The organism is Stenotrophomonas sp. Steno-Z1, assembly GCF_056393175.1.
The window spans coordinates 166,331-191,859 of sequence record NZ_JBWJPB010000008.1 but is presented as its reverse complement, the minus strand read 5'-3'; the positions used below and the strand labels follow the sequence as shown (position 1 = coordinate 191,859).

The following is a 25,529-nucleotide window of genomic DNA, read 5'->3' as shown; positions in this document are numbered from 1 at the left end:
CCGTTCTTGCCATCTTCCAGCAGCCAGATCGCACCATCCGGGCCCTGTTCCACTTCGCGGATGCGCTCGCCCATGTCGAAGCGCTCGGCCTCGCGGGCGTTGTCGCCGTCGAAGGCTACCCGCACCAGCGCCTTGGACGACAGCCCGCCGATGAAGCCGCTGCCCGTCCACTGCGGGAACAGCGACCCGTTGTAGATGATGAAGCCGGCCGGCGAAATCACCGGGGTCCAGGTCACCTTGGGGGCAGCGAATTCCGGGCGGGTGGCGTGGTCGGGGATCTCGCGGCCGTCGTAATGGTTGCCGTTGGAGACGATCGGATACCCGTAGTTGGCGCCGCGCGTGATCAGGTTGAGTTCGTCGCCGCCGGCCGGGCCCATTTCATGCACCCACAGCTTGCCGCGTGCATCGAAGGCGATGCCCAATGCGTTGCGATGGCCGAGCGACCAGACCTGCGCGGCCACGCCGCCCTGCGAGGCGAAGGGATTGTCGGCCGGCACGCTGCCGTCGTCGTTGAGGCGCACGATCTTGCCGAGGTTGGCCGCCATGTCCTGGGCCGGGTCGAACTTCTGGCGTTCGCTGGAGGTGATCCACAGCTTGCCATCCGGGCCGAATGCCAGGCGGTGGCCGTAGTGGCCCTTGCCCTCGACCTTGGGGGTCTGGCGCCAGATGACCTTGAGGTCATTGAGCGATCCGCTGCCATCGGCGGCCAGCACCAGTCGCGCGCGCGCGACGGCGGCACCACTGGTGGCGCCATCGCCGGCTTCGGCGTAGCTCAGGTACACCCACTGGTTCTTCGCGAACCCCGGGTGCGGCAGCACATCGCCAAACCCGCCCTGGCCGCCGTAGGCCACCTTGGGCACGCCGGTGATGCGGGCCGCCTTGCCGGTGGTCAGGTCCACGTGCCGCAGCACGCCGGCCTTTTCGCTGACCAGCAGGCTGCCATCGGGCAGGAAGCTCATCGCCCACGGTTCGTCGAAGCGGGTCACTTCGGTGGCGGCGAACGGCCACTGGGCCTTCTCCAGCACGGGGGCGGCGGCCTTGTCGGCGGCCACGCAGGCGGTGGTGAACACGGGCAGGGTGAGGGCGACGGCGAGCGAAAGCAGGCGCTTGCGGGTCATGAGGTATCTCCGGGTGGGGATGCGATGGCCAGCCCTCGTTGTACAGCAAGCCCATCAACACCGCGTGCACCATACGTCACTGCCGGTAGGCGCGCGCACCGGGATCGGCTAACGTTGGCGCCGGCCGCCCGTGGGGCGGCGCGTGCGGCTTGCCGCCATCAAAGGGAGTTGGATCCATGAAGCAACAGGTGCACAAACCGTCCCCGGCCTTCATCGCCGCCTCGTGGAGCGCGCTGCTGCTCGGCGCGGTCGCTTACCTGATCGGCCTGTTCAACGCCGAGATGGCCCTCAACGAGAAGGGCTATTACCTCACCCTGCTGCTGTTCGGCCTGTTTGCCGCGGTATCGCTGCAGAAGAGCGTGCGCGACCGGGTGGAAGACATCCCGGTGAGCGGGCTGTACTACGCGCTGTGCTGGTTCGCGCTGATGGTCTCGCTGTTGCTGCTGCTGGTCGGGCTGTGGAATGCCACCCTGCTGCTCAGCGAGAAGGGCTTCTACGGCATGGCCTTCGCGCTGAGTCTGTTCGGTGCGGTGGCCGTACAAAAGAACACCCGCGACCTGATGGCCGCGGGTGGTCGTGACCGCGAGGTGCCGCCGCTGCCCAGCAGCGACTGAGTCACCCCCGGGAATGCCGCGCGCGGGCTCAGGTGCCGCGCGGCACGCCCTTGTCCAGGTGCGACTGGCGCAGCGCGGTGGATTCATCCCAGCCGCGGCGCACGGCGTTGCGCGCCTGTTCCCAGGTCAGCTTGCTCTTGCCACGTTCGTGCGCCCAACGCGTTTCCAGCTCCGCTTCGACCTGCTCGTAGGCGCGGATCACATCATCGGCGCGCGAGTTGTGGCCTAGCTGATACGCGGGCTCGTAGTCATCGAAGAACTGGGTGTTGTCGTAATACGGCTCGCTGGGAAAACGCTCACGCCAGTAGTCCGATACCGCCTGGCGCGGCACGCCGTCTTCCGGCACCCGGCCGGGGATCTGGTAGTCAGTAGGCATGGGATGGCTCCGGTTGGGTGAGGTTCCACCCTACCCAGCGGCCGGTTAACGCCATGGACCGACCAGGTGAATGCTGGATCAAGCACGCTTCACCGCGAGGCTGCCGTTCAGGCCGGCCGGTCGTTGCGCGGCAGCAGGTAGATCACCGCGCCCACCGCGAAGGCGATACCGGCCGCGGCGATGTTCTGCCAACTGGCGCTGACGAACAGTGCCACGCACAGCAGCAGCGCCAACACCGGAATCAACGGGCCACCGGGCAGCTTCAACGCGCCGGGCCGGTCGCGGAAGCGCCGCGCCAGCACCAGCACGGCGGCCGCCGTGCCGATGTAGGCGAACAGGCGGGTGGTCATCGACAGCAGCGCCAGCTGCACGAACGAGCCGGACAGGGCCAGGACCAGTGCGATCACGCCCTGGGTGACGATGGCCGCGGCCGGCGTGCGGAAGCGCGGGTGCACGTTGGCCAGCAGCTTGGGGCCATAGCCATCGCGGGCCAGCGCGAACAGGAAGCGCGGGCCCATCATCATGGTGTTGCTGTTGGTGCCCAGGATGGAAATGGTGGCACCCACGGTGAGGATCAGCGCCAGCGCTTCACCGCCGAAGCTGGAGGCCGCATCGGCCAGGGGCGTCGGCGACGCCGCGAGGTTGGCCAGCGTGCCCTGCGCCACCAGCTGCACCGCGCCGTAGATGACGGTGACGCTGACGATCATGGTGATCAGCGCGAACGGGATGTCGCGGCGCGGGTTCCTGTACTCGCCCGCGGCGGCCGGGATGTTCTCGAAGCCGGCATAGGCGTACAGCAGCAGCAACGCCGCCTCGCCCATGCGCTGCAGGTCATGCGGGTCCGGGCGCACGCCGGAGAACGCCAGGTCCATGTCCACGTAGAACGCGCCGATCGCCACGAACAGCAGCAGGGGCACCAGCTTGCCGATCACCAGGATCACACCGGTGCGCGCGGCCGAGCGCACGCCCGCCACGTTGACGGCGGTGAGGAAGCCCAGCGACACCACGATGATCGCCACGCGGCCCAGGTCATGCCCGGCCCACGGCCAGAAGCGTGCAACCGCATCGGCCAGTGCATTGCTCAAGGCCGCCGCCGAACTGATCCGGGTCAGCCAGATCATCCAGCCGATCTCGAACCCGGCAAACCGCCCGAACGCCTCGCGTGCATACAGGTAGCTGCCGCCGGGTTCGTCGAAGTAGCTGGCCGCCTGCGCATAGCAGAGCACCAGCAAGGCCACCACGATGCCGGCGGCGACCACGCCCCACAGGCTGAACGGCCCGAGCAGGGCGACGGTGGCGGCGGGCAGCAGGTAGATGCCGCTGCCGATCACGTCGTTGATCGACAGCCCGACGATCTGCCAGCGGCTGACCGCGCGTTCCAGTTGCGGATCGGCCGGGGCGCTCATGACGCGGCGTCCGGTTGAACCGGCAGGTTCCAGTCGTACTGCAACTGCTGGTACTGCGCGCGCGGCAGCAGCACGAACAACGGCCGCTGGGCCGGGTCCAGCCAGGCCAGCAGACTGCGCATGTGCCCGGGCTGCATCGCCGTGCAGCCGGCGGTCGGCTCACCGGGCGTGCGCCACAGGTGGGCGAAGATGCAGCTGCCGCGGCGGGGTTCGGCCTTCGGGTTGTGCTCGATCACGAAGCCCTCGCGATAGCGCACGTCGCCCTTGTTGTGCAGGTCCAGCCGCATCGGTTCGGTGGAGCCTTCCACCGCGTCGGCGCCCACCGCCTCGGCATCGACGATGCGGTTGTAGTACGGCGAATCGGGGACGTCCATGCAGTAGCTGCTGGCCTGCATCGGCTGGTAGGGCAGGGCCGTGGCGATCGTCGGTGCATAGCCGAAGGCCGGACCAATGCTGAAGATGCCGGCCGGGCTGCGGCCATCGCCTTCCTGCTTCACCGGGTCGCCGGGCTTCACCGGATCACCCGGCTGATGCGGGGCACTGCCCTGGGCCGGCAGCACGCCCACGCCCCAGGCACTGCCGTTGCGGCCGACGGCCACCGCGAATGCGTCACCGTGCGGTACCCATCCCCGGGGAGTGCGCGCATAGGCCTGCAACCGGCCATTCGTGGCGTCCCAGCCGTCGGTGATGACCACGATCATCTGCTGGTGGTCCTGCAAGGGCGCCACCGCCGGCGTGAGCGCGATGGCGGGCAGGGCGCTGGCGGCCAGCACGACGGCGAATACGGAGCGGAACATCGGCAGCATCGTGGCGGACTCCAAAAGACCAGGTGTCGATCAGGTATCGATCAGGTGTTCGATCCGTTCCAGGTTCACCCCGAGCTGGCGGTGGCGGTCCGGGTTGGCGTGGCACAACAGCACGAAGACGAAGTCCAGCAGGGACTGCAACGACGCACGGTACAGCAGTTGCGCGATGTGCGGCGCCGGGTCGTGGGCGCAGACCACCAGCGCTGCGTCGGCGTGCGCACGCAGCGGGTTGGCGCTGTGCCGGGTGATCGAGACCACCTTGCCGCCCACGTCCTGGAACTGCCGCGACAACTGGAACAGCTGCGGCAGCTTGCCGAACTCGGAGAACACCAGCATGGCATCGCCGGGGCGGGCGGCCGACAGGTTGGCCATCATCAGGATCGGGTCGGCGTGGTGCACGGTGAGCATGCCCAGCAGCGACAGCCGCATGGCGAACTCGCGCGCATACAGGCCGTCATCGCCCAGCCCGTACACGAACACCTTGGGCGCGCCGTCGAGCAGGCGCACGATCGCCTCCACGTCGGCCGGCGGGTTGGCCAGCCGGGTTTCTTCCTCGGCCGCGGCCTTGCTCAGGCGCAGGCGCTCGGCGATGCGGCTGTACTCATCGCCGTCACTGGCCACCGGCGCCTGTGCCTGGGTGCCGTTGCCGGCGCGGGCCACGGCTTCGCCGATCGAGTACTTCAGGTCCGGGTAGCCCTTGAAGCCGAGTTTCTGGCTGAACTTGACCACGCTGGACTGGCTGATCCCCAGCGCGCTGGCCAGCTGCTGTGAGGAGTAGTCGCGCAGCAGGTGGGCGTTGTCGAGGATGAAGTCGGCGATGCGGCGTTCGATCGCCGACATGTGGTCACGCTCGGAGCGGATTTTCACCAGGGGCGGCATGGAAAGGGCGTCAGGTCCGTTTGGGAGAGAATACGCAATGCACCCGGTAGAGCCGACCGTTGGTCGGCTGCACCGGGCAGGAGCGCGCGAAAGAGCCCCCACGGGGTGGCTCTACCCCGGGTCGGCCCGCTCGGCCAGGTGGACGCGGTGACGCCAACCGCGTGGATGTCCGGGTTACCACCGCGGCGGGGTGATCATCTCCAGCCCGCGTACCTCGGTGATGCCCAGTCCCGGCGCATCGCTGATGGTGATCTCCGACTCGTTGAAGTTGACCCCGCCGGTGACCGGGTTGAACTGGCCCAGCGACGGGCCATCCAGGTCGACCTTGGTGATCACCTCGCTCTTGGCCACGGCCAGGTGCACGGCGGCGGCCACGCTGATGCTCGACTCGATCATGCAGCCGATCATGCACGGCACGCCGTAGATGGCGGCGATGTCGGCAATCCGGATCGCATTGGACAGCCCACCGGTCTTCATCAGCTTGATGTTGATGATGTCCGCGGCGCGCTGCTGGATCAGGTCGACCACCTGGCCGGGGTTGAACACGCTTTCGTCGGCCATCACCGGCGTGTTGACCCGGTCGGTGACGTACTTCAGGCCACTGATGTCGGCCGCCTTGACCGGCTGCTCCAGCAGTTCCAGCACCACCCCGGCATCCTCCAGCGCGCGCATCGCGTGCACGGCCTGCTTGGCGGTCCAGCCCTGGTTGGCGTCCAGGCGCAGCAGCGCACGGCCCTGCACGGCGGCGTGGATCGCCTTGACCCGCTCGATGTCCAGCCCGATGTCCTTGCCGACCTTGATCTTCAGCGACTCGAAGCCGCGTTCGATCGCCGACAGCGAGTCGGCCACCATCTTGTCGATGTAGTCCACGCTGATGGTGATGTCGGTGGTGATCACCGGGTCGCCACCACCGAGCATGCGGTACAGCGGCGCGTTGTGCAGCTGCGCCCACAGGTCGTAGACGGCGATTTCCACCGCCGCCTTGGCGCTGGTATTGCGCTCCAGCGAGGTCTGGATGAGCGCGCACACGCGGTTGAGGTTGGCCACGTCCTGGCCGATCAGGCGCGGCTTGATGAAGCTGTTGATGGCCTCGATGATCGAGCCATGGGTGTCGCCGGTGATCACCGCCGTCGCCGGCGCTTCACCGTAGCCGGTGTGGCCGCTGTCGGTGCGCACCAGCACCACCACGTCCTCGACGGTATCCACCGTGCGCAGCGCGGTCTTGAACGGGGTTTTCAGCGGCACGCGCAGCATGCCGAGTTCGATGTCGGTGATCTTCATTCAGGGGTCTTGGCTCGAAGGCGCTGGATGTTGGTGATGCGATCGATGTAGCTGACGGTGTCGCTGGCCATCATCGGCTCCAGCGGCGTGACCGACACGCCGTTCAGGTGCGCCTGGACGCGCGTGCCGTCGGCGCCGAACCAGCTGCCGCCCGCGGTGTCGTGGATGACCCAGGTGCGCCCGTCGACATGGCCGATGGCCACCATCACGTGGCCCGGGATGTAGACCAGGTCGCCGACCTGGAGCTGGTTCACTGCCTGCGCGCGCCTGGCCTTGCCGTCCTTCGGATCGAACGCGATCCGATCCAGTGCCGGGCTCACCGCCTGCGCGCTGGTATTGCGCGGCACCAGCACGCCGAAGCTGCGGTAGATCTCCGAGACAAAGCCGCTGCAGTCGCGGGTGCCGTAGTCATGGCCCCAGCCGTAGCGCTCGCCCAGGAACTTGAAGGCCTGCGTGAGCAGATGGCGCGGGGTCAGCGGCAGGTAGTCGGCGGCGCTGTCCTCTGCGCGCGGCAGCAGCGCGGGCACCAGCGCCAGGCTGCCATCTTCGTTGCGCACCGGCAGTTGCAGCACGTAGGCGGCATGCGCCTGCTGCCCGTTGACGGGGGTGGCCTGCGGCCAGTCGGCCAGCACCGGCAGGCGCACTCCCATGTCCAGCTGCAGGCGCGAGACGCGGGGTTCGTCCGGGGTGTAGGCGGTGAACGCGGTGGCGCCGGTGATCACGCGATACGGCCCGCGCTGGCCATAGCCCAGCACCGTGGCCGCATCGCCGATGCCGACGTAGCGTTTCTCCATCCATGCCGAATAGCGCTCGCTGGTGACGAACACCCACTGGCCGTCCGCGCTTTCATGCAGCACCGCGACCGCGTCGCCGGGGAACAGCGCCGATTCCTGCATGCGGTCGATGTCGGTGTCGCCCTGGGTGGTGTACACCCGCAGAGCGGTCGGGAACGCGCGCAACGCAGCGCGGTGGGTGACCAGGCCGTAGCGCAGCGGTCGCTGCGCGGGGATCGCATCGAGGGCGAGGTTGGCCGTGGCCTGCGCGCGCTGGCGTGCATCGAGCGGCTGGCCGTCCTGCCCGAAGCTGGGTTTGGTCGGCCAGTTGGACAGTGCCTGGATGGCGGCGCGTACGTGCGCACCCGGCAGCTGCGCAGGCAGGGCGCGCAGGTCGTGGATGGAGGCGTCGTTGGCGCGCATGCGCGCGTTCTGCGCGGCGATCTGGGCTGCATCCAGGAGCAGGGCATCCGGCGAAGGCAGCCGCGCAGCCCAGTACTGCGGGGTGAGGTAGGCCTCGTGCAGGCCCACCACGTAGGGCAGCGGCGCGCCGGGATCGGGTGCCGGCGTGTCCGCCGCCCAGGTGGGCAGGCTGGCGACGGCCAGCAGCAGGCCCAGCACGTGCCGCGCGGGCGCGCGCCACGACGAGGTAAGGGAAGCGGTCATGCAGGCGGCGTCCTTGGTGGGCGGGCAGAAGCGGTGCGCGGGGATCATGCCGCCCATTCCGTCGCGACATCGTCCGGGTAGCGCGCCGGGAGCGGTGCGGCCGCGCGATAGCCATCGGCAGCGCGGACGTAGGCGCCGGCGCGCCACGGGAAACGCGCGATGGCCGCGGCGATGGCTGCATCCAGCGTGGCCCGGTCAGGCCAGGTGTCGCCGCAGCTGCCGCAGCCCCAGAGCGGCGGTGCCAGGGTATCCACGAAGCAGGCCACCCCGGTGCAGGCGCGGGCCGGGCAGGGCAGCTCGGGCAGCTCGGGCAGTCGTGGCGCGGCACGTGGCTGGCCGGGGGCGGCCGGGTCCACGGCGGTGCCGTGCAGGCAATGCGGGCAGTCGAGCATCAGGAAGCGCATGCCCTTGGCGCGCGACCGCGCAAACAGCGCCGCCTGCGGTCCCTCTGCCACGAAGGTGGCCGCGCAATGGTCGCAGCGCAGCTCAGGGGATGTCATCGCGCTCGTACTCCAGCCGCTGCGGGTGTCATGGAATACTTATTCCTTTCGATCTGGAATGCAAGAATAAATTATTGACCGGTGTCACGGCCCGTGTTACACAGCCCTTACCACCCGCGCTGGGGAAGTGTCGCTGTGGATCACGCCGTTCGCAAACCGCCTGTGCCCGTTGCCGTTGCCCTGCTGGCGGGGCTGCTGCTGTCGGCCGTCTCGGTGGCCGCAACGGCGGTGCCTGCGGACGACTCGGCCGAGGCGGCGGCGCTGGCGCAGGTGATCGACCTGATCGACGCGGGCCACTTTACCCGTGCCGCGATGCTCATCGACGCGCACGCCACCGCCGCCAGCGAGCCAGAGGATGCCTGGGCCTTCCAGCACGAGCGCATGCGCCGGATCCGGCTCGACTTCACCCTGGACGAGGCTGCGGCAAAGGCGGCGGTGCGCCGCGCCGTCCCGGACCTGCGCGATACGGAGTTCGAGCGCTGGGACCGCCAGGGCCTGCTGGAACACCTGGACATCGATGGCACGCGGCGGTACTTCAAGCGTGCGCCGTCCAACCTGTTCCGACTGAGCAGCGAGGCGCGCGCACGCCGTCACGCCGATGCGCCGCTGCCCAGCGCGGGCCCGCTGGAGACCCTCAACGCCTACCACGCCAAGGTGGTGCAGGCGGCCACGGCCAGCGGCCGCACCTCGGTGCTCCCGCAGCGGGTGGAGGTGACCCAGTCGCTCACGGTGAAGGCCGATGCGGTGCCGGCCGGCACCACGCTGCGCGCCTGGATTCCCTATCCACGCGAGATCGCCGGCCAGCAGGACCACCTGCAATGGCGCGGCAGCGCGCCCGGCCAGGCCCGCATCGCCCCGCCCGGCACCCTGCAGCGCACCGCCTACCTGGAAGGCACGGCCGTGGCCGGGCAGCCGACCCGCTTCGAGATCCGCTACGCGCTGACGGTCTCGGCGCGGCATACCGCGATCGACCCGGCCACGGTGCGGCCCACGCCGAATGATCCGGCGCTCGCCCCGTACCTGGCCGAGCAACCGCCGCACGTGCGCTTTACCCCGGCACTGCGGCTGTTCTCCGCGCAGGTGCTGCAGGGCGAGACACGACCGTATGAAGTGGCACGCCGCCTGTTCGATGCGGTCGACCAGATTCCCTGGGCCGGCGCGCGCGAGTACTCCACGCTGTCCAACATCAGCGACTACGCCATGCGCGCCGGCCATGCCGACTGCGGCCAGCAGACGCTGCTGCTGATCACGCTGCTGCGCATGAACGGCATTCCCGCGCGCTGGCAGTCGGGCATGGTCTACGCCGACGACGCGGCGCACTACAGCAACCTGCACGACTGGGGCGCGCTGTACCTGGCGCCGTACGGCTGGGTGCCGATGGATGTGACCAGCGGCCGCCTGGACAGCCCGCAGCCGGCGCTGCGCGACTTCTATTTCGGTGGGCTCGATGCCTACCGCATCGCCTTCAACGACGACATCGGCCAGCCGCTGCTGCCAGCCAAGCGCTACCCGCGCTCGGACACGGTGGATTCGCAGCGCGGCGAAGTGGAGTGGGACGGCGGCAACCTGTACTTCGACCAATGGGACTACGACGTCCAGTCGCACATCGTGCCGCTGGACGCCACGCGGTAAACGGCGGTATCCACGATTCCATATCTGCAGGAGAGAGCAGGGAATGAATGCACATCGTATGAAGCGCGCGGCGTTGTACGCCGCGCTGGGTGTCTGTCTGGGCAGCCTGCTGCCGACCCTGGCCTCGGCCCAGAACGTGAGCGGCGCGGTCGCCGGGCGGGCCACCGCCGGTGACCAGGTCACCGTGGTCAGCACCGCCACCGGCCTGACCCGCACGGTCACCGTCAGCGGCGACGGCAGCTATCGCCTGGGCCAGCTGCCGATCGGCGACTACCGGCTGCAGCTCAGTCGCCAAGGCCAGACGCTGGGCGAACCGGTGGCGGTGAGCGTGGCCGTGGGCGGCACCACCACGGTCAACCTGGCCGGCGGCGGCGGGGTGGTCAACCTGGATGCGCTGCAGGTGGTCGGCACCCGCGTGGTCAACCGCGTCGATGTGTATTCCACCGAGACCTCGTTCAACGTCAACCGCCAGGAGATCTCGCGCCTGCCGGTGGCGCAGGACCTGTCGGCGGTGGCGCTGCTGGCACCGGGCGTGGTGGGCGGTAATTCCTCGTTCGGCGGGTTGTCCTTCGCCGGCTCTTCGGTGGCCGAGAACGCGGTTTTCATCAACGGCCTCAACGTCACCGACATGTACACCCGGCGCGGCTTCTCCAGCGCCCCGTTCGCCTTCTTCAACGAGTTCCAGGTCAAGACCGGCGGCTACTCGGTCGAGTTCGGCCGCTCCACCGGCGGCGTGATCAACGCGGTGACCCGCTCGGGCAGCAACGAGCTGCAAGGGGGCATCGAAGTGACTGCCGAGCCCAGCGCCTGGCGCTCCAGCGGCCGCGACCACTTCCATCGCGATGGCACCGCGCATTCCTACGCCAGCCGCGACGACAATTCGTTCTTCAAGACCAACGTGTGGGGGTCCGGCGCGCTGGTGCAGGACAAGCTGTTCCTGTTCGCGATGTACGAAGACCGCAGCGACAAGGGCCACAACACCTCCTCCGACGCGCTGACCTGGTTCAACAACAAGGCCGACAACGGCTTCTGGGGCGCCAAGCTGGACTGGAACATCACCGACAACCACAGCCTGGCGCTGCTGGCCTTCTCCGACGAGGGCGAGGTCACCAACGCGTCCTACAACTACGACTGGGACGATGCGGAACTGGGTGCTTACGGCGGCGACTCGGTCACCGAAACCGGCGGGCGCAACTGGTCGGCCACCTACACCGGCCACTTTGGCGAAACCTTCACCGCGCGCGCCATGGTCGGCCAGAACAACCAGCGCGCCTTCACCAGTTCCTCGCTGGATGAGGCCTGCAGCCCGGTGTTCACCGACAGCACCTACGCCTCGCGCCTGTCCAAGCTCAACGGGCTGCGCCCGGGTTGCCACCCCACCGGCGCCGCCGTGGCCGAGCGCGACGACACCCGCGACGTGGCCCGGCTGGACTTCGAATGGCAGCTCGGCCAGCACCTGTTGCGCTTCGGCGTCGACCGCGAGCTGATGACCACCGATCAGTCCACCCGCTATCCCGGCCCGACCCAGCTCAGCTACACCGCCTACGTCGCGCGCCCGGGCGATGAAGTGTGGGATGGCGCCAACGCCTACGTGCCGGCCGGCGTCACCGAGATGCTGCGCGCACGCAACCGCGTCTCCGGCGGCACCTTCGAAACCGAAGCCAACGCGTTCTACCTCGAAGACATCTGGAACATCACCCCCAACCTGATGCTCAACCTGGGCGTGCGCTGGGACCGCTTCGAGAACCGCACCGCCGACGGTGACGCCTTCATCAAGATGGACGACCTCATCGCCCCGCGCTTCGGCTTCTCCTGGGACATGAAGGGCGACGGCAGCACCAAGCTGTTCGGCAACGCCGGTCGCTACTACCTGCCGGTCACCAACAACATCAACGTCAACTTCGCCGGCGGGCTCACCGACGAGTATTCCTACTACGTGCTCAACGGCTGGCAGCAGCAGGCCAACCCGGTGACTGGCGCCCCGTACATGGCCCCGATCATCGGCCAACAGATCGGCCCGGTCGACACCCGCATGAACACCGGCGCGGCCGATCTGCGCCAGAGCGTGGACAAGGACCTCAAGGCGGTCTACCAGGACGAGTACATCCTCGGCTTCCAGACCATGATCAACCAGGCCTGGTCGTGGGGCATCAACGCCACCTACCGGCGCATGACCCGCGCGCTGGACGACATGCGCATCAACTACACCCCGTGCGGCCCGACCCCCAGCACCCTGTGGCCGATCGCCAACCCGGGCGAGAGCCTCACCCTCTGGGGCGATTCCAGCATCGGCTGCGCCGAGGAAGGCTGGATCACCATCGACACCGCCAACAGCGGCTACCGCAAGGGCGGCAGCGGCGAGGTGGTGGGGTACTCCAAGCCCCGCCGCACGTACAAGGCGCTGGAGCTGCAGATCGACCGTGCGTGGGATGAGAAGTGGTTGTTCAATGCGTCCTACCTGTGGTCGCGCAGCGACGGCAACGTCGAAGGGCCGGTCAACTCGGACACCAACTACGGCGATACCGGCATGGTCCAGCACTGGGACCACCCGGCCAACAACGAGCGCTATGGGCCGCTGTTCAACGACTTCCGCCACCAGTTCAAGTTCCGCGCCGCGTACGCGTTGAACGAGCAGTGGTCCTTCGGCACCACCCTGCAGGTGATGTCCGGTGGCCCGATCACCGCCTTCGGCGTGATGTGGCCCAACGACACCGTTGCCGGCGGCAGCACCTCCAGCGAAGGCAGCGGCGGCGGTACCGGCTGGCTGTGCGTGGCCAACTGCTCCGGCCCCTACAACCAGCGCCAGTTCGAGTACTCCCCGCGCGGAGCATTCGGTCGCCTGCCGTGGACCTGGACCATGGGCGCCAACGTCACCTGGCGCCTGCCGGTGGAGGGCATCGATCTGAGTGCGCGGCTGTCGGTCTACAACCTGTTCAACAACCAGACCGTGGTCAACGTGCACCAGCGCTACGAGGCCCAGCCGGGCCAGGTGCGCGAGAACACCTTCAACACCGGTACGCGCTGGCAGGCCCCGCGTTACACCCAGCTGATGGTGACCTGGAACTTCTGAGCCGGGCACCGTTGCCGGCCCGCACTGGGTAAGCTGTGATCCACCGGCGCCCCGCCTCGACGGGGCGCCGGTTTCCTTTCAAGGCCCCGTCCAACCCCATGCCTTCCTGCCTGCCATCGCGCATCCATCGCCGCCGCACCACGCTCGCGCTGGCCGCCACGCTGACCCTGCTGCCGGGCGTTGGCGTCGCCGCCACCGACGCTGACGCGCGCGCCGTGTTTGAACCGATGCTCGAGCAGACCGTTGCCCGCGAGGACCTGCCTGGTATTGCCATGGCGGTGGTCGAGGACGGCGAGGTGGTGTTCTCGGCCACCCGCGGCGAGCGGAGGGCCGGCACCGGCCAGCGCATCGACGCCAACACGCTCTTCAAGATCGCCTCCAACAGCAAGGCGATGACCGCCGCGCTGCTGGCGCGGCTGGTCGACCGCGGCCTGCTGCGCTGGGACGATCCGGTCACCCGCTACCTGCCGCAGTTCCGCATGCACGATCCGTGGGTGACCGAGCACATGCAGGTGCGCGACCTGCTCATCCACAACAGCGGGCTGGGCCTGGGCGCGGGTGACCTGATGCTCTGGCCCGAGCCCAATGCCTTCACCCGCCAGGACGTCATCGCCGGGCTGGCCCACCTCAAACCGGTGACCAGCTTCCGCAGCGGTTATGCCTACGACAACCTGATGTACGTGGTGGCCGGCGAAGTGGCCGCCGCTGCCGGTGGCAAGCCCTACGACCACCTGATGCGCGAGGAGGTGTTCGCACCGCTGGGCATGCAGCGCTGCCAGGTGGGGGCCTGGTCGGTCACCCAGGTGGGCAACGTGGCCCAGCCGCATGTGCGCATCGCTAGCCGCAACGCGATGCAGGGGACCGATGGGGACATGACCACCGACCGCCCCTCGATGGCTGCCGGCGGCATCCGTTGCAGCCTGGCCGACATGACCCGCTGGATGCAGGTACTGCTGGACCCGGCGCGTGCGCCGGGCTGGCTCAGCGCCGCCCAGCGCCGCGCGCTGTGGACCGCGCACATGCCGATGCCGATCAGCGAGCGGCAGCGCCAGTGGGACAACGCGCACTTCTCCGCCTACGGCTACGGCTGGCGCCTGTCGGACATGGACGGGCAGTGGAAGGTGGCGCACACCGGCACCCTGTCGGGCATGTATTCCTCGCTGGCGCTGCTGCCGGACCGCCGCGTGGGCGTGGTGGTGCTGATCAACGGCGAGGCCGAGGATGCGCGCACCGCGCTGGTGCAGGCCGCGCTCAAGCACTACACCGATCCCACTGCTACCGAGGGTGTGGGCGGGTACCTGGACGCACTGGCCCGCGAGCGACAGCAGCGCGTGGCCGCCGGGCACGTGCGCCCGGATACCGGTGCGCGGCGCCCGGCCGACCTGCAGGCCACCCGCGCCTGGCAGGGGCGTTATGAAGACCCGTGGCTGGGCCCGGCCAGTGTCTGCCCCGACCAGGGCCAACTGCGCTTCCGCGTGGCCCGGTCGGGCTTGCTGCACGGCGAGGTGATGCAGGTGGGCGAGCGCTGGCTGGTGCAGTGGGATAACCTCGGCGAGGACACCCAGCCGTGGCTGCAGGTGCAGCCTGGCGTGCCACCCACGCTCACCCTGCGCGCCATCGATCCGGACATCGACTTCAGCTATGACTACCAGGACCTGCAGTTCACCCGCGTCGGCGATTGCCCGTAGCGCCGTCGCGTTGTTGCTGCTGGCCGCGGTGGCCAACGCGCAGCCGGGCACGGTGACGGTATCGCCGGCGCGCGACGCGGCCGCCGCCGGCCTGGTCGACATCCGCACGCTGGCGCCGGACATCGCCCTGGACATGCGCTATGCCGGCGCGGACAACTTCACGGGCCGTCGCGTGCCCGGCTACGACGCGCCCAGGTGCTACCTGCTGGTGCCGGCGGCCACCGCGCTGGCTGCGGTCGAGGCCGAACTGCACGCCGATGGTTACGCCCTGCGCGTGTTCGACTGCTACCGACCGGTGCAGGCGGTGCGCGCCTTCGTGGCCTGGGCGCACGACCCGACCGAGCAGTCGCGCAAGGCGCTGCACTACCCGGGCCTGGACAAGCCCGCGCTGCTCGACGGCTATATCGCCGAAACCTCCGGCCACAGCCGCGCCGCCACCGTCGACCTGACCCTGCTCGACTGCCGCAGCGGCCCCTGCGTCGCCCTGGACATGGGCACCGAGTTTGATTTCTTCGGTCCGCGCGCGCATACCGACGCGGCCGACATCAGCGCCGTGCAGCGCGCGAACCGCCAGCAGTTGCGCGCCGCGATGGAGCGCCATGGATTTGCCAACTACCCGCTGGAATGGTGGCACTACACCCTCCGCCCCGAGCCAGACCCGCATACCGCCTACGACGTCCCGGTGCGCTGAGCATCGGCCGGGCAGGGCGGGCCGCTACACTGTGCGCTCACCGCACCCCCGGATCACGATGAACCTGCCGTTGCACTTTGGATTGCTGGGAACGCTCGAGGCGGGCCTGATCGCGCTGCTGGTCGGGCTGCTGGTGTACGCGCTGTGGCATCGCCTGGCCCGCGCGTTGGCATGGACGGCCGGGCATGCGATCGGCTGGTCCTGCGTGATCGCAGTGGTGGTGTCGGCCGGCATCGATGCATGGAAGCTGTTCTACATGGGCATGGTGCGGCTGGAGTCGCCGCTGTACGCGCGGTTGTTTCTCTCCAGCATCCACGATCCCAACGAACTGGGCTCGCGGGTGGTGCTGGAGGTCGCCGGCGCGCTGGCCGGCGTCGCATTGGGGTGGGTGGTGTTCAGTTCCCGCTCAGGCGAAAAAAGCGCCAGCGAACCGTGAGTTTGCGTTCGCATCCCGTTAAATCCGGGGCCATTGAATGCGCGTATTACCACGCGCTCACCCACGCATAACCACTGCGGTAAACGAGCGCCGCGCGCAGGTGGTTAAGACCGCGTGCGCGCCCCGATTGCGGCGCAAAGTCGATTCACAAACGGGCTGGCAGGGTGGAGGCCGTGCGGAAACAACGAACCGTGCGACATCCCCAAAGGAGACCACCCACATGACTATTCGCAACCGCAAGCCCCTGATCGCCCTGATCGTCGCCGCCGGCAGCGTGTTCGCCCTCCCGGCGATGGCCCAGTCCTCCGCCCAGCAGAGCGCCGCGCAGGCACAGAACCAGGCCGCGCAGGCGCAGCAGGCAGCGGCACAGGCCGGCCAGGCGGCGGACTCGGCGGCGGGTGCTGCCGCGCAGGCCTCGCAGCAGGCCAACGGTGGCGGCGGCCAGACCTGGGCCAGCGTGGACACCGACGGCAACGGCACCATCAGCAAGCCCGAGGCACAGGTCAATGCGGGCCTCGCCCAGGTGTTCGACCAGGCGGACAGCAACAAGGACGGCGAGCTTTCGGCTGACGAGTACAAGGCCTACGTGGCTGCCCAGCAGGGCAAGGCCGCCAGTGGCAGCGGCGCGCAGCCCGGCAACTGATCCACGGGCCCATCCCGCAGTTCATTGAGCGCAGAGGCCTGATGCCGCTGGACACCGGCGTCAGGCAGTGAGGGGGAAGGGCGGCTTCGGTCGCCCTTCTTTTATGATGAAGACCATGGATCATCCCGGCCGCCGGCCTCCCTTCGACGTGTACCTGCCCGTTCCGGGCGAACCCCCACCGCAGCGGGTGTCGCATATCGCGCCCGGCGAGGTGGTGCTGGTCACCGGAGCCTCCCCGGGCGGCGTGTCCGACGCCATCGCCTTCGACGACCATGGCCCGCGCTGGGCCAACCCGGGCCTGCAGGAGCTGCTGGCCGAGCTCAATACCCGGGGCCTGCCCTTCCAGTACCAGCCGCACGCGCCCGACGGGCCTGCGGCGCTGATGGCGTGGTGGCAGGAAACCGGCCAGCTGGGCAGCAGCTACCGTGAATTCAGCTGGCAGGGCCCGGGCCAGTGGCGGCTCACCCGCATCGAACTGCCGCAGCGCGGGGTGCTGGGCTGGGGTGGTCCGCAGCCGTTCGGCTACTGAGCCGATGCGGTCATTGGGCCACCCGGCCGCTGTTGTTATCCTTACCCGATGATGACCTCCCTGCCCGCGCCCACCGGCGCCATCGGCCTGGTCGGTTTTGACGGTGACGACACGCTGTGGAAGAGCGAGGACTACTACCGCAAGGCCGAGCAGGACTATCTCGACATCCTGTCGCGCTACATCGACGTACACGACACCCAGACCGCGCGCCACCTGCTGGAAGTGCAGCAGCGCAACCTCGGCGTGTTCGGCTACGGGGTGAAGGGCATGACCCTGTCGATGGTCGAGGCGGCCATCGACATCACCCGGCAGATGATCACCGCGCGCGACCTGCAGCAGATCCTGGACATCGGCCATGACACCCTGCGCCACCCGGTGGAACTGATCGACGGCGTGCGCGAGTCAGTCACCGCGATCGCCGGCCAGTACCCGGTGGTGCTGATCACCAAGGGCGACCTGTTCCACCAGGAGGCCAAGATCAAGCTGGCCAACCTGCGCGACCTGTTCCCGCGCATCGAGATCGTGTCGGAGAAGGACCCGGCAACCTACGCCCGCGTGCTGGAAGAGTTCGACCTGCCGATCGAGCGCTTCTGCATGGTCGGCAACTCGCTGCGTTCGGACATCGAGCCGGTCATCACCCTCGGCGGCTGGGGCATCCATACCCCGTACGCGGTGACCTGGGCGCATGAAACCCAGCATGGCGTGGCCGACGATGAGCCGCGCATGGTCGATGCGCCGACCGCCTTCGATTGGCCGCAGGCGCTGCAGGCCATCGAGCGCAAGGCATCCCGGGCCTGACACGCATGCAGCGCTGCGGCAGAATCGTTCCATGACCCTGCGCGCGCTGCTTGTGCTGCTGTGGCTGATGCTGCCCCTGGCCGCCTCGGCGCAGCAGACCGCCGAGAAATCCGAGGCCTATGTCGTCGCTACCGGCGACGCCTGGGTGGATGGGCAGTTGCAGGACATCAACCACTACGCCGAGCGCTACCCGGACAGTTTCCTGGACGAGGTGGCGCGCTACGCCGGCGTGTCGCGCGGCTACATCGCCGCATTGATGTACACCCACGGCTGGCAGGCCGGCGACATCTACTTCGCCTGCTTCTGGGCGCACGCGATCGAACGCGCGTGCCGCGACAGCGTGCAGGCCTGGAGCCGCGCGGTGCCGGAGGAGGGCCAGCCCAAACGCTGGGAGACGGTGGTGGCCGATCTGCCGGTCAAGCCCACCAACCTGCACTGGCGCGCGCTGCGCCATGCCATCGTGGCCAGCCACGACCACTGGGACCGCCCGATCAAGCTCGACGCCACCCTGCAGCGCCAGCTCGGCGATCGCGCCCAGCGCCAGCGCGACGCCGCCATCGCCGCGCCAGCCGGGCGCTGAGCAGGCGCGCGGCCGGGATTCCGCGCAGCCACCCATGGGGTGGCTCTACAGACCCCACGTAGAGCCACGCCATGCGTGGCTGCCGTTCGCGCGCACCGGATTCCCCGCGCAGCCACCCATGGGGAGGCCCCACGTAGAGCCACGCCATGCGTGGCTGCTTCTCGCGCAGACCGGATTCCCGCGCAGCCACCCATGGGGTGCCCACGTAGAGCCACGCCATGCGTGGCTGCCGTTCGCGCAGACCGGATTCCCCGCGCAGCCACCCATGGGGTGGCCCCGCGTAGAGCCACGCCATGCGTGGCTGCCCTTCGCGCGGACCGGATTCCGCGCAGCCACCCATGGGGTGGCCCCGCGTAGAGCCACGCCATGCGTGGCTGCCCTTCGCGCGGACCGGATTCCGCGCAGCCACCCATGGGGTGGCTCTACGGCCCACGCCATGCGTGGCTGCCGTTCGCGCGAACCCCGCACTCGCCCGCCTTTGCTGCTGTGCAGATCGCGGTATCGCCCTTGCCTCGGCGACAATGGGCCCCTGCTGTTCCCCCCGTGATCCGTTGCCGAGTACGTAATGAGCGCCGACCGTTTCGTTTCACCCGACGATATCCGCAGCCTGTTCGCCCAGGCCATGTCCACCATGTACCGCACCGAAGTGCCGCTGTACGGCACCCTGGTCGAACTGGTCGCCGAGATCAACGATGCCGTGCTCACCGCCGATCCGGCGCTGGTGGAGCAACTGGATCGCACCGACGAACGCGCGCGCCTGGACCAGGAGCGCCATGGCGCGATCCGGGTCGGCACCGCCGAAGAACTGGCCACGCTCGGCCGCCTGTTCGCGGTGATGGGCATGCACCCGGTCGGCTATTACGACCTCTCCGTGGCCGGCGTGCCGGTGCACTCCACCGCGTTCCGCCCGCGCACCGCCAAGGCGCTCGCGCACAATCCGTTCCGCGTGTTCACCTCGCTGCTGCGGCTGGAGCTGATCGAGGACGCCGCGCTGCGCGACGAAGCGGCGCGCATCCTCGCCCAGCGCCGCATCTTCACCGACACCGCGCTGGCGCTGATCGCGCAGGCCGAGCGCGATGGGGGGCTGGACGAAGCCGACGCCCGCCGCTTCGTCATCGAATCGCTGGAAACCTTCCGCTGGCACGGCGATGCCACCGTGTCGCTGGCCACCTACCACGCCCTGCATGACGCGCACCGCCTGATCGCCGACGTGGTCAGCTTCCGCGGCCCGCACATCAATCACCTCACCCCGCGCACGCTGGACATCGACGCGGCGCAGGCCGCCATGCTCGCCCGTGGCATCGACGCCAAGGCCGTGGTCGAAGGCCCGCCGCCGCGCCGCTGCCCGATCCTGTTGCGCCAGACCAGCTTCAAGGCGTTGCAGGAAACCGTGCATTTCCCCGCCGGCGATGCCGCCGACGCCGGCACCCACACCGCGCGCTTCGGCGAGATCGAACAGCGCGGCCTGGCGCTCACCCCCAAGGGCCGCGCCCTGTACGACCAACTGTTGGCCCAGGCGCGCGACAGCGGGGGCGCCGGCAGCACCGGCCAGGATTACCCGACCCGCCTGGCCGCCGCGTTCCAGGCGTTCCCGGACGACCACGACACCCTGCGCCGCGAAGGTCTCGGCTACTACCGCTACGCCCTCACCGACGCCGGCCGCGGCGACCCGGCAGCCATCGGCGACCTCCCGGCCGAGGCCCTGATCGGCGCCGGCCTGGCCAGCGCCGATCCCATCGTCTACGAGGATTTCCTGCCGGTCAGTGCCGCGGGCATCTTCCAGTCCAACCTCGGCGGCGAAGAGCAGCGCGCCTATGCCGCACATGCCAACCGCGATGCGTTCGAGCAGGCGCTTGGCATGCGGGTTGACGACGAGTTCGCCATCTACGAACGCCTGCAGGCCGAATCGCTGGCGGCCCTGCGCGCCGCATGAGGTAAGGGCGCATCCCGACCAACCGCCGTGGCAGCTGCCGCGATCGGGAAGGGCATGACCTTCGTCGGGGAGCGCGTTCGCTCCGTGCCAGGGGCATGCGTTTCGGCACGTTGAGCCGGCCACGGCGCTCGTTCGGGAACCGACCCCACCTCGGCGGCGTACCCGGCGGCGGCACGGGCCGGTAACCCACTCGACCGCTGTCGAAAAAAAAGGCCGGGCATCTGCCCGGCCTTTCTGCATCACGCCTTCATCGTCCCGGTATCCAGCCACCGCTGGTGCCACGACAACGCCTCGGGCAACAGGTGCGGGGTGTGCTTGCCATAACTGTCACGGCTGGCACGCTCGAAATAATCGTTGAGCGGGTCGCGGAAATCCGGATGCGCGCAGCGGTCGATCACCACCCGCGCGCGCTTGCGCGGGGGCAGCCCGCGCAGGTCGGCCAGGCCCTGCTCGGTCACGATCACCGACACGTCGTGCTCGGTGTGGTCCACGTGGCTCACCATCGGCACGATCGCCGAAATGCTGCCGTTCTTGGCCGTCGACGGGCTCAGGAACGCGGACAGGAAGCCGTTGCGCGCGAAGTCGCCCGAGCCGCCGATGCCGTTCATGATCCGCGTGCCCATCACATGGGTGGAATTGACGTTGCCGTACAGGTCCGCCTCGATCATCCCGTTCATGCCGATGCAGCCCAGGCGGCGCACCAGTTCGGGATGGTTGGAGATTTCCTGCGTGCGCATGATGATGCGCTCGCGGTAGAAATCGATGTTCGCCTTGAACGTCTCGTTCGCCTGCGGGCTCAACGCGAAACCGGTGCACGAGGCATAGCTCAGCACGCCGTCGCGCAGCAGGTCGAGCATGCCGTCCTGGATCACCTCGGTGAACGCGGCCAGATCGCGGAAACCACTCTTGGCCAATCCTGCCAGCACCGCGTTGGGAATATTGCCCACGCCACTCTGCAGTGGCAGCAGGTTGGCCGGCAGGCGGCCCTTGGCCACTTCGTGCTTGAGGAAGTCGATCAGGTGGGCGGCGATCTGCTCGCTGGTCGCATCGATCGGACTGAACGGGCTGTTGCGGTCCGGGCCGTTGGTGCGCACCACCGCCACGATCTTGTCGGGGTCGCAGCGCAGCGAGGTCTCGCCGATGCGGTCGTTGGCGTGCACCAGCGGGATCGGCTTGCGGTGCGGCGGCAGCGCCGTGCCGTAGTAGATGTCATGCATGCCATCCACGCCGGCCGGCTGCCACTCGTTGACCTCGATGATCACCTTCTTGGCCAGGTCCAGCCAGGTCTTGTTGTTGCCCACCGAGGTGGACGGCACCAGCGAGCCGTCCTCGCGGATCGCCGAGACCTCCACCACCGCCGTATCGATCTGTCCATAGAACCCGAACCACACGTGCTGGGCCACGTGGCTGAGGTGGATGTCGATGTAATCCAGCTTGCCTTCGTTGATGCGGTTGCGCGCATCCGGGTCGCTCTGGAACGGCATGCGCATGGCGATGCCGTCGGCCTTGGCCAGGGCGCCGTCCAGCTCCGGGGCGGTGGACGCGCCGGTCATCAGGCTGATCTGGAAGGGCAGGCCCTGGGCGTGCACCGTTTCGATGCGCTGGGCCAGCGCCACCGGCACCGCCTTGGGGTAGCCCGAGCCGGTGAAGCCGCTCATGGCCACGGTTTCACCGGGCTGGATCAGGGCGGCGGCCGCTTCGGCGGTTACGACGCGATCACGCAGACGCGCGTTGGCAATGCGATCGACAGACATGACGACAACGTGTGTGGGGGACCATCATTATCGGCGATCCCTGCCGCACAAGGTGTGCGACCAAGGTGGCATGGCAATCGCGGCCCCAGCCGGCCCCTGTTCAGCTTTGCGCGCGCTTCTGTACCCGCCAGTATTGTTTTGCAGTGCAGCGTGCAACTTTTACGAGGACCCTAGAAGATCGACCTGCATCCCGACGTGGGGGAGGGAGCAGAGCCCGCTGGCAGTTCGCTGCAAGCGGGCTTTTTATTGCCTGACGTTCGGGATCGGCGTCCCGCCCCGACGTCATGAACGCCGGTCCAGGCCGCGCAGAGCCCAGAGCGGCGGCGGCGCCATCGCGACATGGCCGCATCGCGTTGCACGCCGGCGAACCCACCCGGTACGGACGAATCCCGCTCCACCACCGATACCGCCCATCAACGCGGTAAACGCATGACCGTGGCCGGGGAGCGACCGACGCCGGTCTCACTACCGCCCCTGCTTCGACCATCCGGCCATGCGTAGGCGCGCCCGGCGCCCTGCATAATCCCTGCATGCCGATTCCCGCCGACGCTGTCCCCGCCGCCCTCGTTCCCCTCGTCGACCGCGCTTTGGCGCGCCTGGCCCTGTCGCTGGCCGACAGCGGCAGTTGGCCGCCGCCGGCCGAGGTTCTGGACCAGGTACGCCTGCTCGCCATCACCAGCGATTTCGCCCTCGACACCCTGTGCCGGCAACCGGCATTGCTGGCGCATCTCACCCAGCCCGGCTGCCCGCCCTTGCCCCTGCCCGAGCTGGACCCCCAGCAGCCCAGCGACTGGCCGCAGCGCCTGCGTCGTTATCGCACCGCCGCCTCCACCCGGCTGATCTGGCGCGACCTGGCCGGGCTCGACGACGTCCCCGCCACCCTGGCCGGCGCCACCGCCTTGGCCGAAGATTGCCTCGGCATTGGCCTGGCCGCGCTCGAGCAGGAATTCGCCGGCCGCCATGGCGTGGTCCGCGCCGCCGACGGCAGCGCCCAGCAACTGGTGGTGTTCGGGCTGGGCAAGCTCGGCGGCGGCGAGCTCAACTTCAGCTCCGACGTCGACCTGGTCTACGCCTACCCGCAGGGCGGCGAGTCCGATGGCGCACGTCCGCTGGCGGCGGAAGAATATTTCGCCCGGCTCGGCCAGCGCCTGGCGCGGCTGCTGGACGAAACCACCGTGGATGGCTTCAGCCACCGCGTCGACCTGCGCCTGCGCCCGTTCGGCAGTGCCGGGCGGGTGGCGCTGTCGTTCGCCGGCATGGACCAGTACTTCCAGCGCGAAGGCCGTGACTGGGAACGCTACGCCTGGCTCAAAGCCCGCGCCGTGGCCGGCGACATCGCCGCCGGCGAAGCGTGGCTGCAGACCCTGCGCCCGTTCGTGTACCGCCGCTACCTCGATTACACCGCGCTGGACGGCCTGCGCGACATGAAGGCGGCGATCACCGCCGAAGTCTCGCGCCGGGACATGTTCGACGACATCAAGCGCGGCCCCGGCGGCATCCGCGAGATCGAATTCCTGTCGCAGGCACTGCAGTTGATCCGCGGCGGCCGCGAGGCCAGCCTGCGCGAGCGCCGCCTGCTGCATGCGTTGCCGGCGCTGGTGGCGTGCGGGCAGATGGCCGCGCAGGATGGCCAGGACCTGCTGCACGCCTACGGCTTCCTGCGCCGCCTGGAAAACCGCCTGCAGATGCTGCGCGACGCGCAGACCCACGCACTGCCGGCCGATCCCACCGACCGCCTGCGCATCGCCACCGGCCTGGGCTACCCCGACTGGGACGCCCTCGTGGCCGCGCTCGATGTGCAGCGCACCCGGGTCAGCACCGAGTTCGGTGCGCTGCTGGCCCCGCGCAAGGGCCAGGCCGCACCGGATGCGTTGTCCAACTACTGGCGCGGATTGCCCGACAACGGCAGCGCGGAGATCCTCGCCGAGGCCGGCTTCCACGACCCGCACAGCGCCGACCAGTCGCTGCGCGATTTCGCCCAGTCACTCGGCGTGAAGTCGCTGTCCGACAGCGCGCGTGCGCGGCTGGACCGGGTGCTGCCGGCCCTGCTGCACGCGGCCACCCGCTCGCCGCAGCCCGATGCCGCGCTCAAGCGCGTGCTCGGCCTGCTGCAGGCCGTCCTGCGCCGCACCAGCTACCTGGCGCTGCTCGACGAACAACCCAGCGCGCTGGCCCGTCTGGTCGACGTGCTGGCGCGCAGCGCACTGTTGGCCGAGCGCCTGGCCGCCTATCCGCTGCTGCTGGACGAACTGCTGGACGTGCGCGTGTCCGGGCCGATGCCCGACGCCGGCGAGATGCAGGCCGAGTGCGATGCCGCGCTGGCCGTGGACGATCCCGAGGCCGCGCTGCGCCTGCTCAATGAAACCCGCCTGGCGCTGAGTTTCCGCATGGCCCTGGCCACGCTCGATGGCCGCCAGCGCGCGGTCGACAGCACCCGCCAGCTGGCCGAACTGGCCCAGGCGGTGGTGGTCACCGTGCACGCCATGGCCGAGGCCGACATGGGCAACGCGCACGGGCGCATTCCCGGCGGGCGCTTTGCCATCATCGGCTACGGCAGCCTGGGTGGGCTGGAACTGGGCTTCGGCTCGGACCTGGACCTGGTGTTCCTGCACGACCACCCGGCCGACCAGGACAGCAGCGACGGCGCGCGCCCGCTCGACCCCGGCCGCTGGTACGCGCGCCTGGCGCAGAAGGTGATGGCCCTGCTGGGCGCGGTCACCGCCGCCGGCCGCCTGTACGACATCGACGTGCGCCTGCGCCCGGACGGCGGCAAGGGCGCGCTGGTGTCCTCGCTGGCCAGCTACACCGAGTACCAGCGCGAGCGAGCCTGGACCTGGGAACACCAGGCCCTGGTGCGCGCGCGCGGGATCGCCGGCGATGCCTCGCTGCTCGCCGATTTCGAGCATGTGCGTGCGCAGACCCTCGCGCGTCCGCGCGAGACCGAGGTGGTGTATGCCGACGTGCTGAAGATGCGCGCGCGCATGCGCGGCGAACTCGACCGCAGCGATGCCGCCCGCCTGGACCTCAAACAGGGTCCCGGCGGCATCGTCGATCTGGAATTCCTGCTGCAGACCGGCGTGCTCGACAGCGCCGGCAGCCATCCGCAGGTGCTGCAGCCGCGTGACACTCCCCACCTGATCGACGCCCTCGCCGACATCGCCTGGCTGCCCGGCGGCACCCGCCAAGGGTTGCACGAGGCGCACGCCGCGCTGTTGGACGTGGGCCTGGCCTGCACCCTCGACCGCCGCCCGCGCCTGGCCGCACCCACGCCCGCATTGGAAGAAGCCCGCGCGGTGATCAGTGCCGCCTGCGAGGCCGCCGGCCTTCCGTTCCAGGCGCCGCTCGCGTAGCCCTGC

General features: G+C 69.2%; 21 protein-coding genes. 12 read left to right on the top strand and 9 right to left on the bottom strand.

Going from position 1 to position 25,529, the window contains the following annotated elements:
* Nucleotides 1-1,118 (bottom strand): PQQ-dependent sugar dehydrogenase (locus tag AC06FD_RS17835; protein WP_478078517.1); only part of this gene is annotated, 1,118 nt, incomplete at its 3' end.
* Nucleotides 1,119-1,294: 176 nt separating this feature from the next.
* On the opposite strand from AC06FD_RS17835, the gene yiaA reads away from it, so the two are divergent.
* On the top strand, nucleotides 1,295-1,732 hold the full coding sequence (gene yiaA, locus AC06FD_RS17830; protein ID WP_478078516.1) for an inner membrane protein YiaA: 438 nt from the start codon (nucleotides 1,295-1,297) through the stop codon (nucleotides 1,730-1,732).
* A gap of 28 nt (nucleotides 1,733-1,760) precedes the next feature.
* Here yiaA and AC06FD_RS17825 read toward each other — a convergent pair whose 3' ends face one another.
* The 7 genes from AC06FD_RS17825 to AC06FD_RS17795 all read right to left on the bottom strand — a co-directional run bounded on the left by AC06FD_RS17825 (nucleotide 1,761) and on the right by AC06FD_RS17795 (nucleotide 8,419).
* Complete coding sequence (locus AC06FD_RS17825) at nucleotides 1,761-2,108, bottom strand: hypothetical protein (protein ID WP_259207404.1); 348 nt, start codon at nucleotides 2,106-2,108, stop codon at nucleotides 1,761-1,763.
* A 107-nt stretch (nucleotides 2,109-2,215) separates the two neighbouring features.
* Nucleotides 2,216-3,514 carry an APC family permease gene (locus AC06FD_RS17820; protein WP_478078515.1) on the bottom strand — a complete coding sequence of 433 codons (1,299 nt, stop codon included), beginning with the start codon at nucleotides 3,512-3,514 and terminating at the stop codon, nucleotides 2,216-2,218.
* A complete protein-coding gene (locus AC06FD_RS17815) occupies nucleotides 3,511-4,320 on the bottom strand; it encodes a L,D-transpeptidase family protein (RefSeq protein ID WP_478078514.1) in 810 nt (269 codons plus the stop codon). The genes AC06FD_RS17820 and AC06FD_RS17815 overlap by 4 nt, the downstream gene beginning before the upstream one ends.
* 30 nt (nucleotides 4,321-4,350) lie before the next feature.
* Nucleotides 4,351-5,199, bottom strand: a complete 849-nt coding sequence (locus AC06FD_RS17810; protein WP_478078513.1) for a MurR/RpiR family transcriptional regulator — start codon at nucleotides 5,197-5,199, stop codon at nucleotides 4,351-4,353.
* A 174-nt stretch (nucleotides 5,200-5,373) separates the two neighbouring features.
* Nucleotides 5,374-6,480: a dipeptide epimerase gene (locus AC06FD_RS17805; RefSeq protein ID WP_259207394.1), complete on the bottom strand. Its 1,107-nt coding sequence runs from the start codon at nucleotides 6,478-6,480 to the stop codon at nucleotides 5,374-5,376.
* Nucleotides 6,477-7,919 carry a C40 family peptidase gene (locus AC06FD_RS17800; protein ID WP_478078512.1) on the bottom strand — a complete coding sequence of 481 codons (1,443 nt, stop codon included), beginning with the start codon at nucleotides 7,917-7,919 and terminating at the stop codon, nucleotides 6,477-6,479. The genes AC06FD_RS17805 and AC06FD_RS17800 overlap by 4 nt, the downstream gene beginning before the upstream one ends.
* Nucleotides 7,920-7,963: 44 nt before the next feature.
* The gene (locus AC06FD_RS17795; protein ID WP_478078511.1) at nucleotides 7,964-8,419 is read right to left on the bottom strand and encodes a hypothetical protein; all 456 of its coding nucleotides are present in this window, start codon (nucleotides 8,417-8,419) and stop codon (nucleotides 7,964-7,966) included.
* A 135-nt stretch (nucleotides 8,420-8,554) separates the two neighbouring features.
* Between AC06FD_RS17795 and AC06FD_RS17790 the strand changes: the two genes are divergently transcribed.
* The 10 genes from AC06FD_RS17790 to hglS all read left to right on the top strand — a co-directional run bounded on the left by AC06FD_RS17790 (nucleotide 8,555) and on the right by hglS (nucleotide 20,419).
* Nucleotides 8,555-10,051, top strand: coding sequence for a transglutaminase-like domain-containing protein (locus AC06FD_RS17790; RefSeq protein ID WP_478078510.1), 1,497 nt, complete (start codon nucleotides 8,555-8,557; stop codon nucleotides 10,049-10,051).
* Between the two features lie 43 nt (nucleotides 10,052-10,094).
* On the top strand, nucleotides 10,095-13,121 hold the full coding sequence (locus AC06FD_RS17785) for a TonB-dependent receptor (protein ID WP_394164340.1): 3,027 nt from the start codon (nucleotides 10,095-10,097) through the stop codon (nucleotides 13,119-13,121).
* Nucleotides 13,122-13,219: 98 nt separating this feature from the next.
* Nucleotides 13,220-14,809: a serine hydrolase domain-containing protein gene (locus tag AC06FD_RS17780; protein ID WP_478078509.1), complete on the top strand. Its 1,590-nt coding sequence runs from the start codon at nucleotides 13,220-13,222 to the stop codon at nucleotides 14,807-14,809.
* Entirely contained in the window at nucleotides 14,763-15,500 is a 738-nt protein-coding gene (locus AC06FD_RS17775) for a M15 family metallopeptidase (protein ID WP_478078508.1), read from the top strand. Before AC06FD_RS17780 ends, AC06FD_RS17775 begins: the two co-directional genes overlap by 47 nt.
* Before the next feature lie 58 nt (nucleotides 15,501-15,558).
* Nucleotides 15,559-15,936 (top strand): hypothetical protein, encoded by a 378-nt coding sequence (locus AC06FD_RS17770; protein ID WP_259207379.1) that lies wholly within the window; start codon nucleotides 15,559-15,561, stop codon nucleotides 15,934-15,936.
* Nucleotides 15,937-16,156: 220 nt separating this feature from the next.
* On the top strand, nucleotides 16,157-16,579 hold the full coding sequence (locus AC06FD_RS17765) for an EF-hand domain-containing protein (RefSeq protein WP_259207377.1): 423 nt from the start codon (nucleotides 16,157-16,159) through the stop codon (nucleotides 16,577-16,579).
* A 115-nt stretch (nucleotides 16,580-16,694) separates the two neighbouring features.
* On the top strand, nucleotides 16,695-17,108 hold the full coding sequence (locus tag AC06FD_RS17760) for a hypothetical protein (protein WP_259207375.1): 414 nt from the start codon (nucleotides 16,695-16,697) through the stop codon (nucleotides 17,106-17,108).
* 48 nt (nucleotides 17,109-17,156) lie between these two features.
* Complete coding sequence (locus tag AC06FD_RS17755) at nucleotides 17,157-17,906, top strand: HAD family hydrolase (protein WP_259207371.1); 750 nt, start codon at nucleotides 17,157-17,159, stop codon at nucleotides 17,904-17,906.
* Between the two features lie 31 nt (nucleotides 17,907-17,937).
* Nucleotides 17,938-18,486, top strand: coding sequence for a hypothetical protein (locus AC06FD_RS17750; RefSeq protein WP_259207367.1), 549 nt, complete (start codon nucleotides 17,938-17,940; stop codon nucleotides 18,484-18,486).
* Between the two features lie 565 nt (nucleotides 18,487-19,051).
* Nucleotides 19,052-20,419, top strand: coding sequence for a 2-oxoadipate dioxygenase/decarboxylase HglS (gene hglS / locus AC06FD_RS17745; protein WP_478078507.1), 1,368 nt, complete (start codon nucleotides 19,052-19,054; stop codon nucleotides 20,417-20,419).
* A 239-nt stretch (nucleotides 20,420-20,658) separates the two neighbouring features.
* On the opposite strand, the gene AC06FD_RS17740 is transcribed toward hglS, so the two are convergent.
* The gene (locus AC06FD_RS17740) at nucleotides 20,659-22,173 is read right to left on the bottom strand and encodes an acetyl-CoA hydrolase/transferase family protein (RefSeq protein WP_478078506.1); all 1,515 of its coding nucleotides are present in this window, start codon (nucleotides 22,171-22,173) and stop codon (nucleotides 20,659-20,661) included.
* A 530-nt stretch (nucleotides 22,174-22,703) separates the two neighbouring features.
* Between AC06FD_RS17740 and glnE the strand changes: the two genes are divergently transcribed.
* Nucleotides 22,704-25,523 carry a bifunctional [glutamate--ammonia ligase]-adenylyl-L-tyrosine phosphorylase/[glutamate--ammonia-ligase] adenylyltransferase gene (glnE, locus tag AC06FD_RS17735; RefSeq protein WP_478078505.1) on the top strand — a complete coding sequence of 940 codons (2,820 nt, stop codon included), beginning with the start codon at nucleotides 22,704-22,706 and terminating at the stop codon, nucleotides 25,521-25,523.
* Nucleotides 25,524-25,529 lie beyond the last annotated feature (6 nt).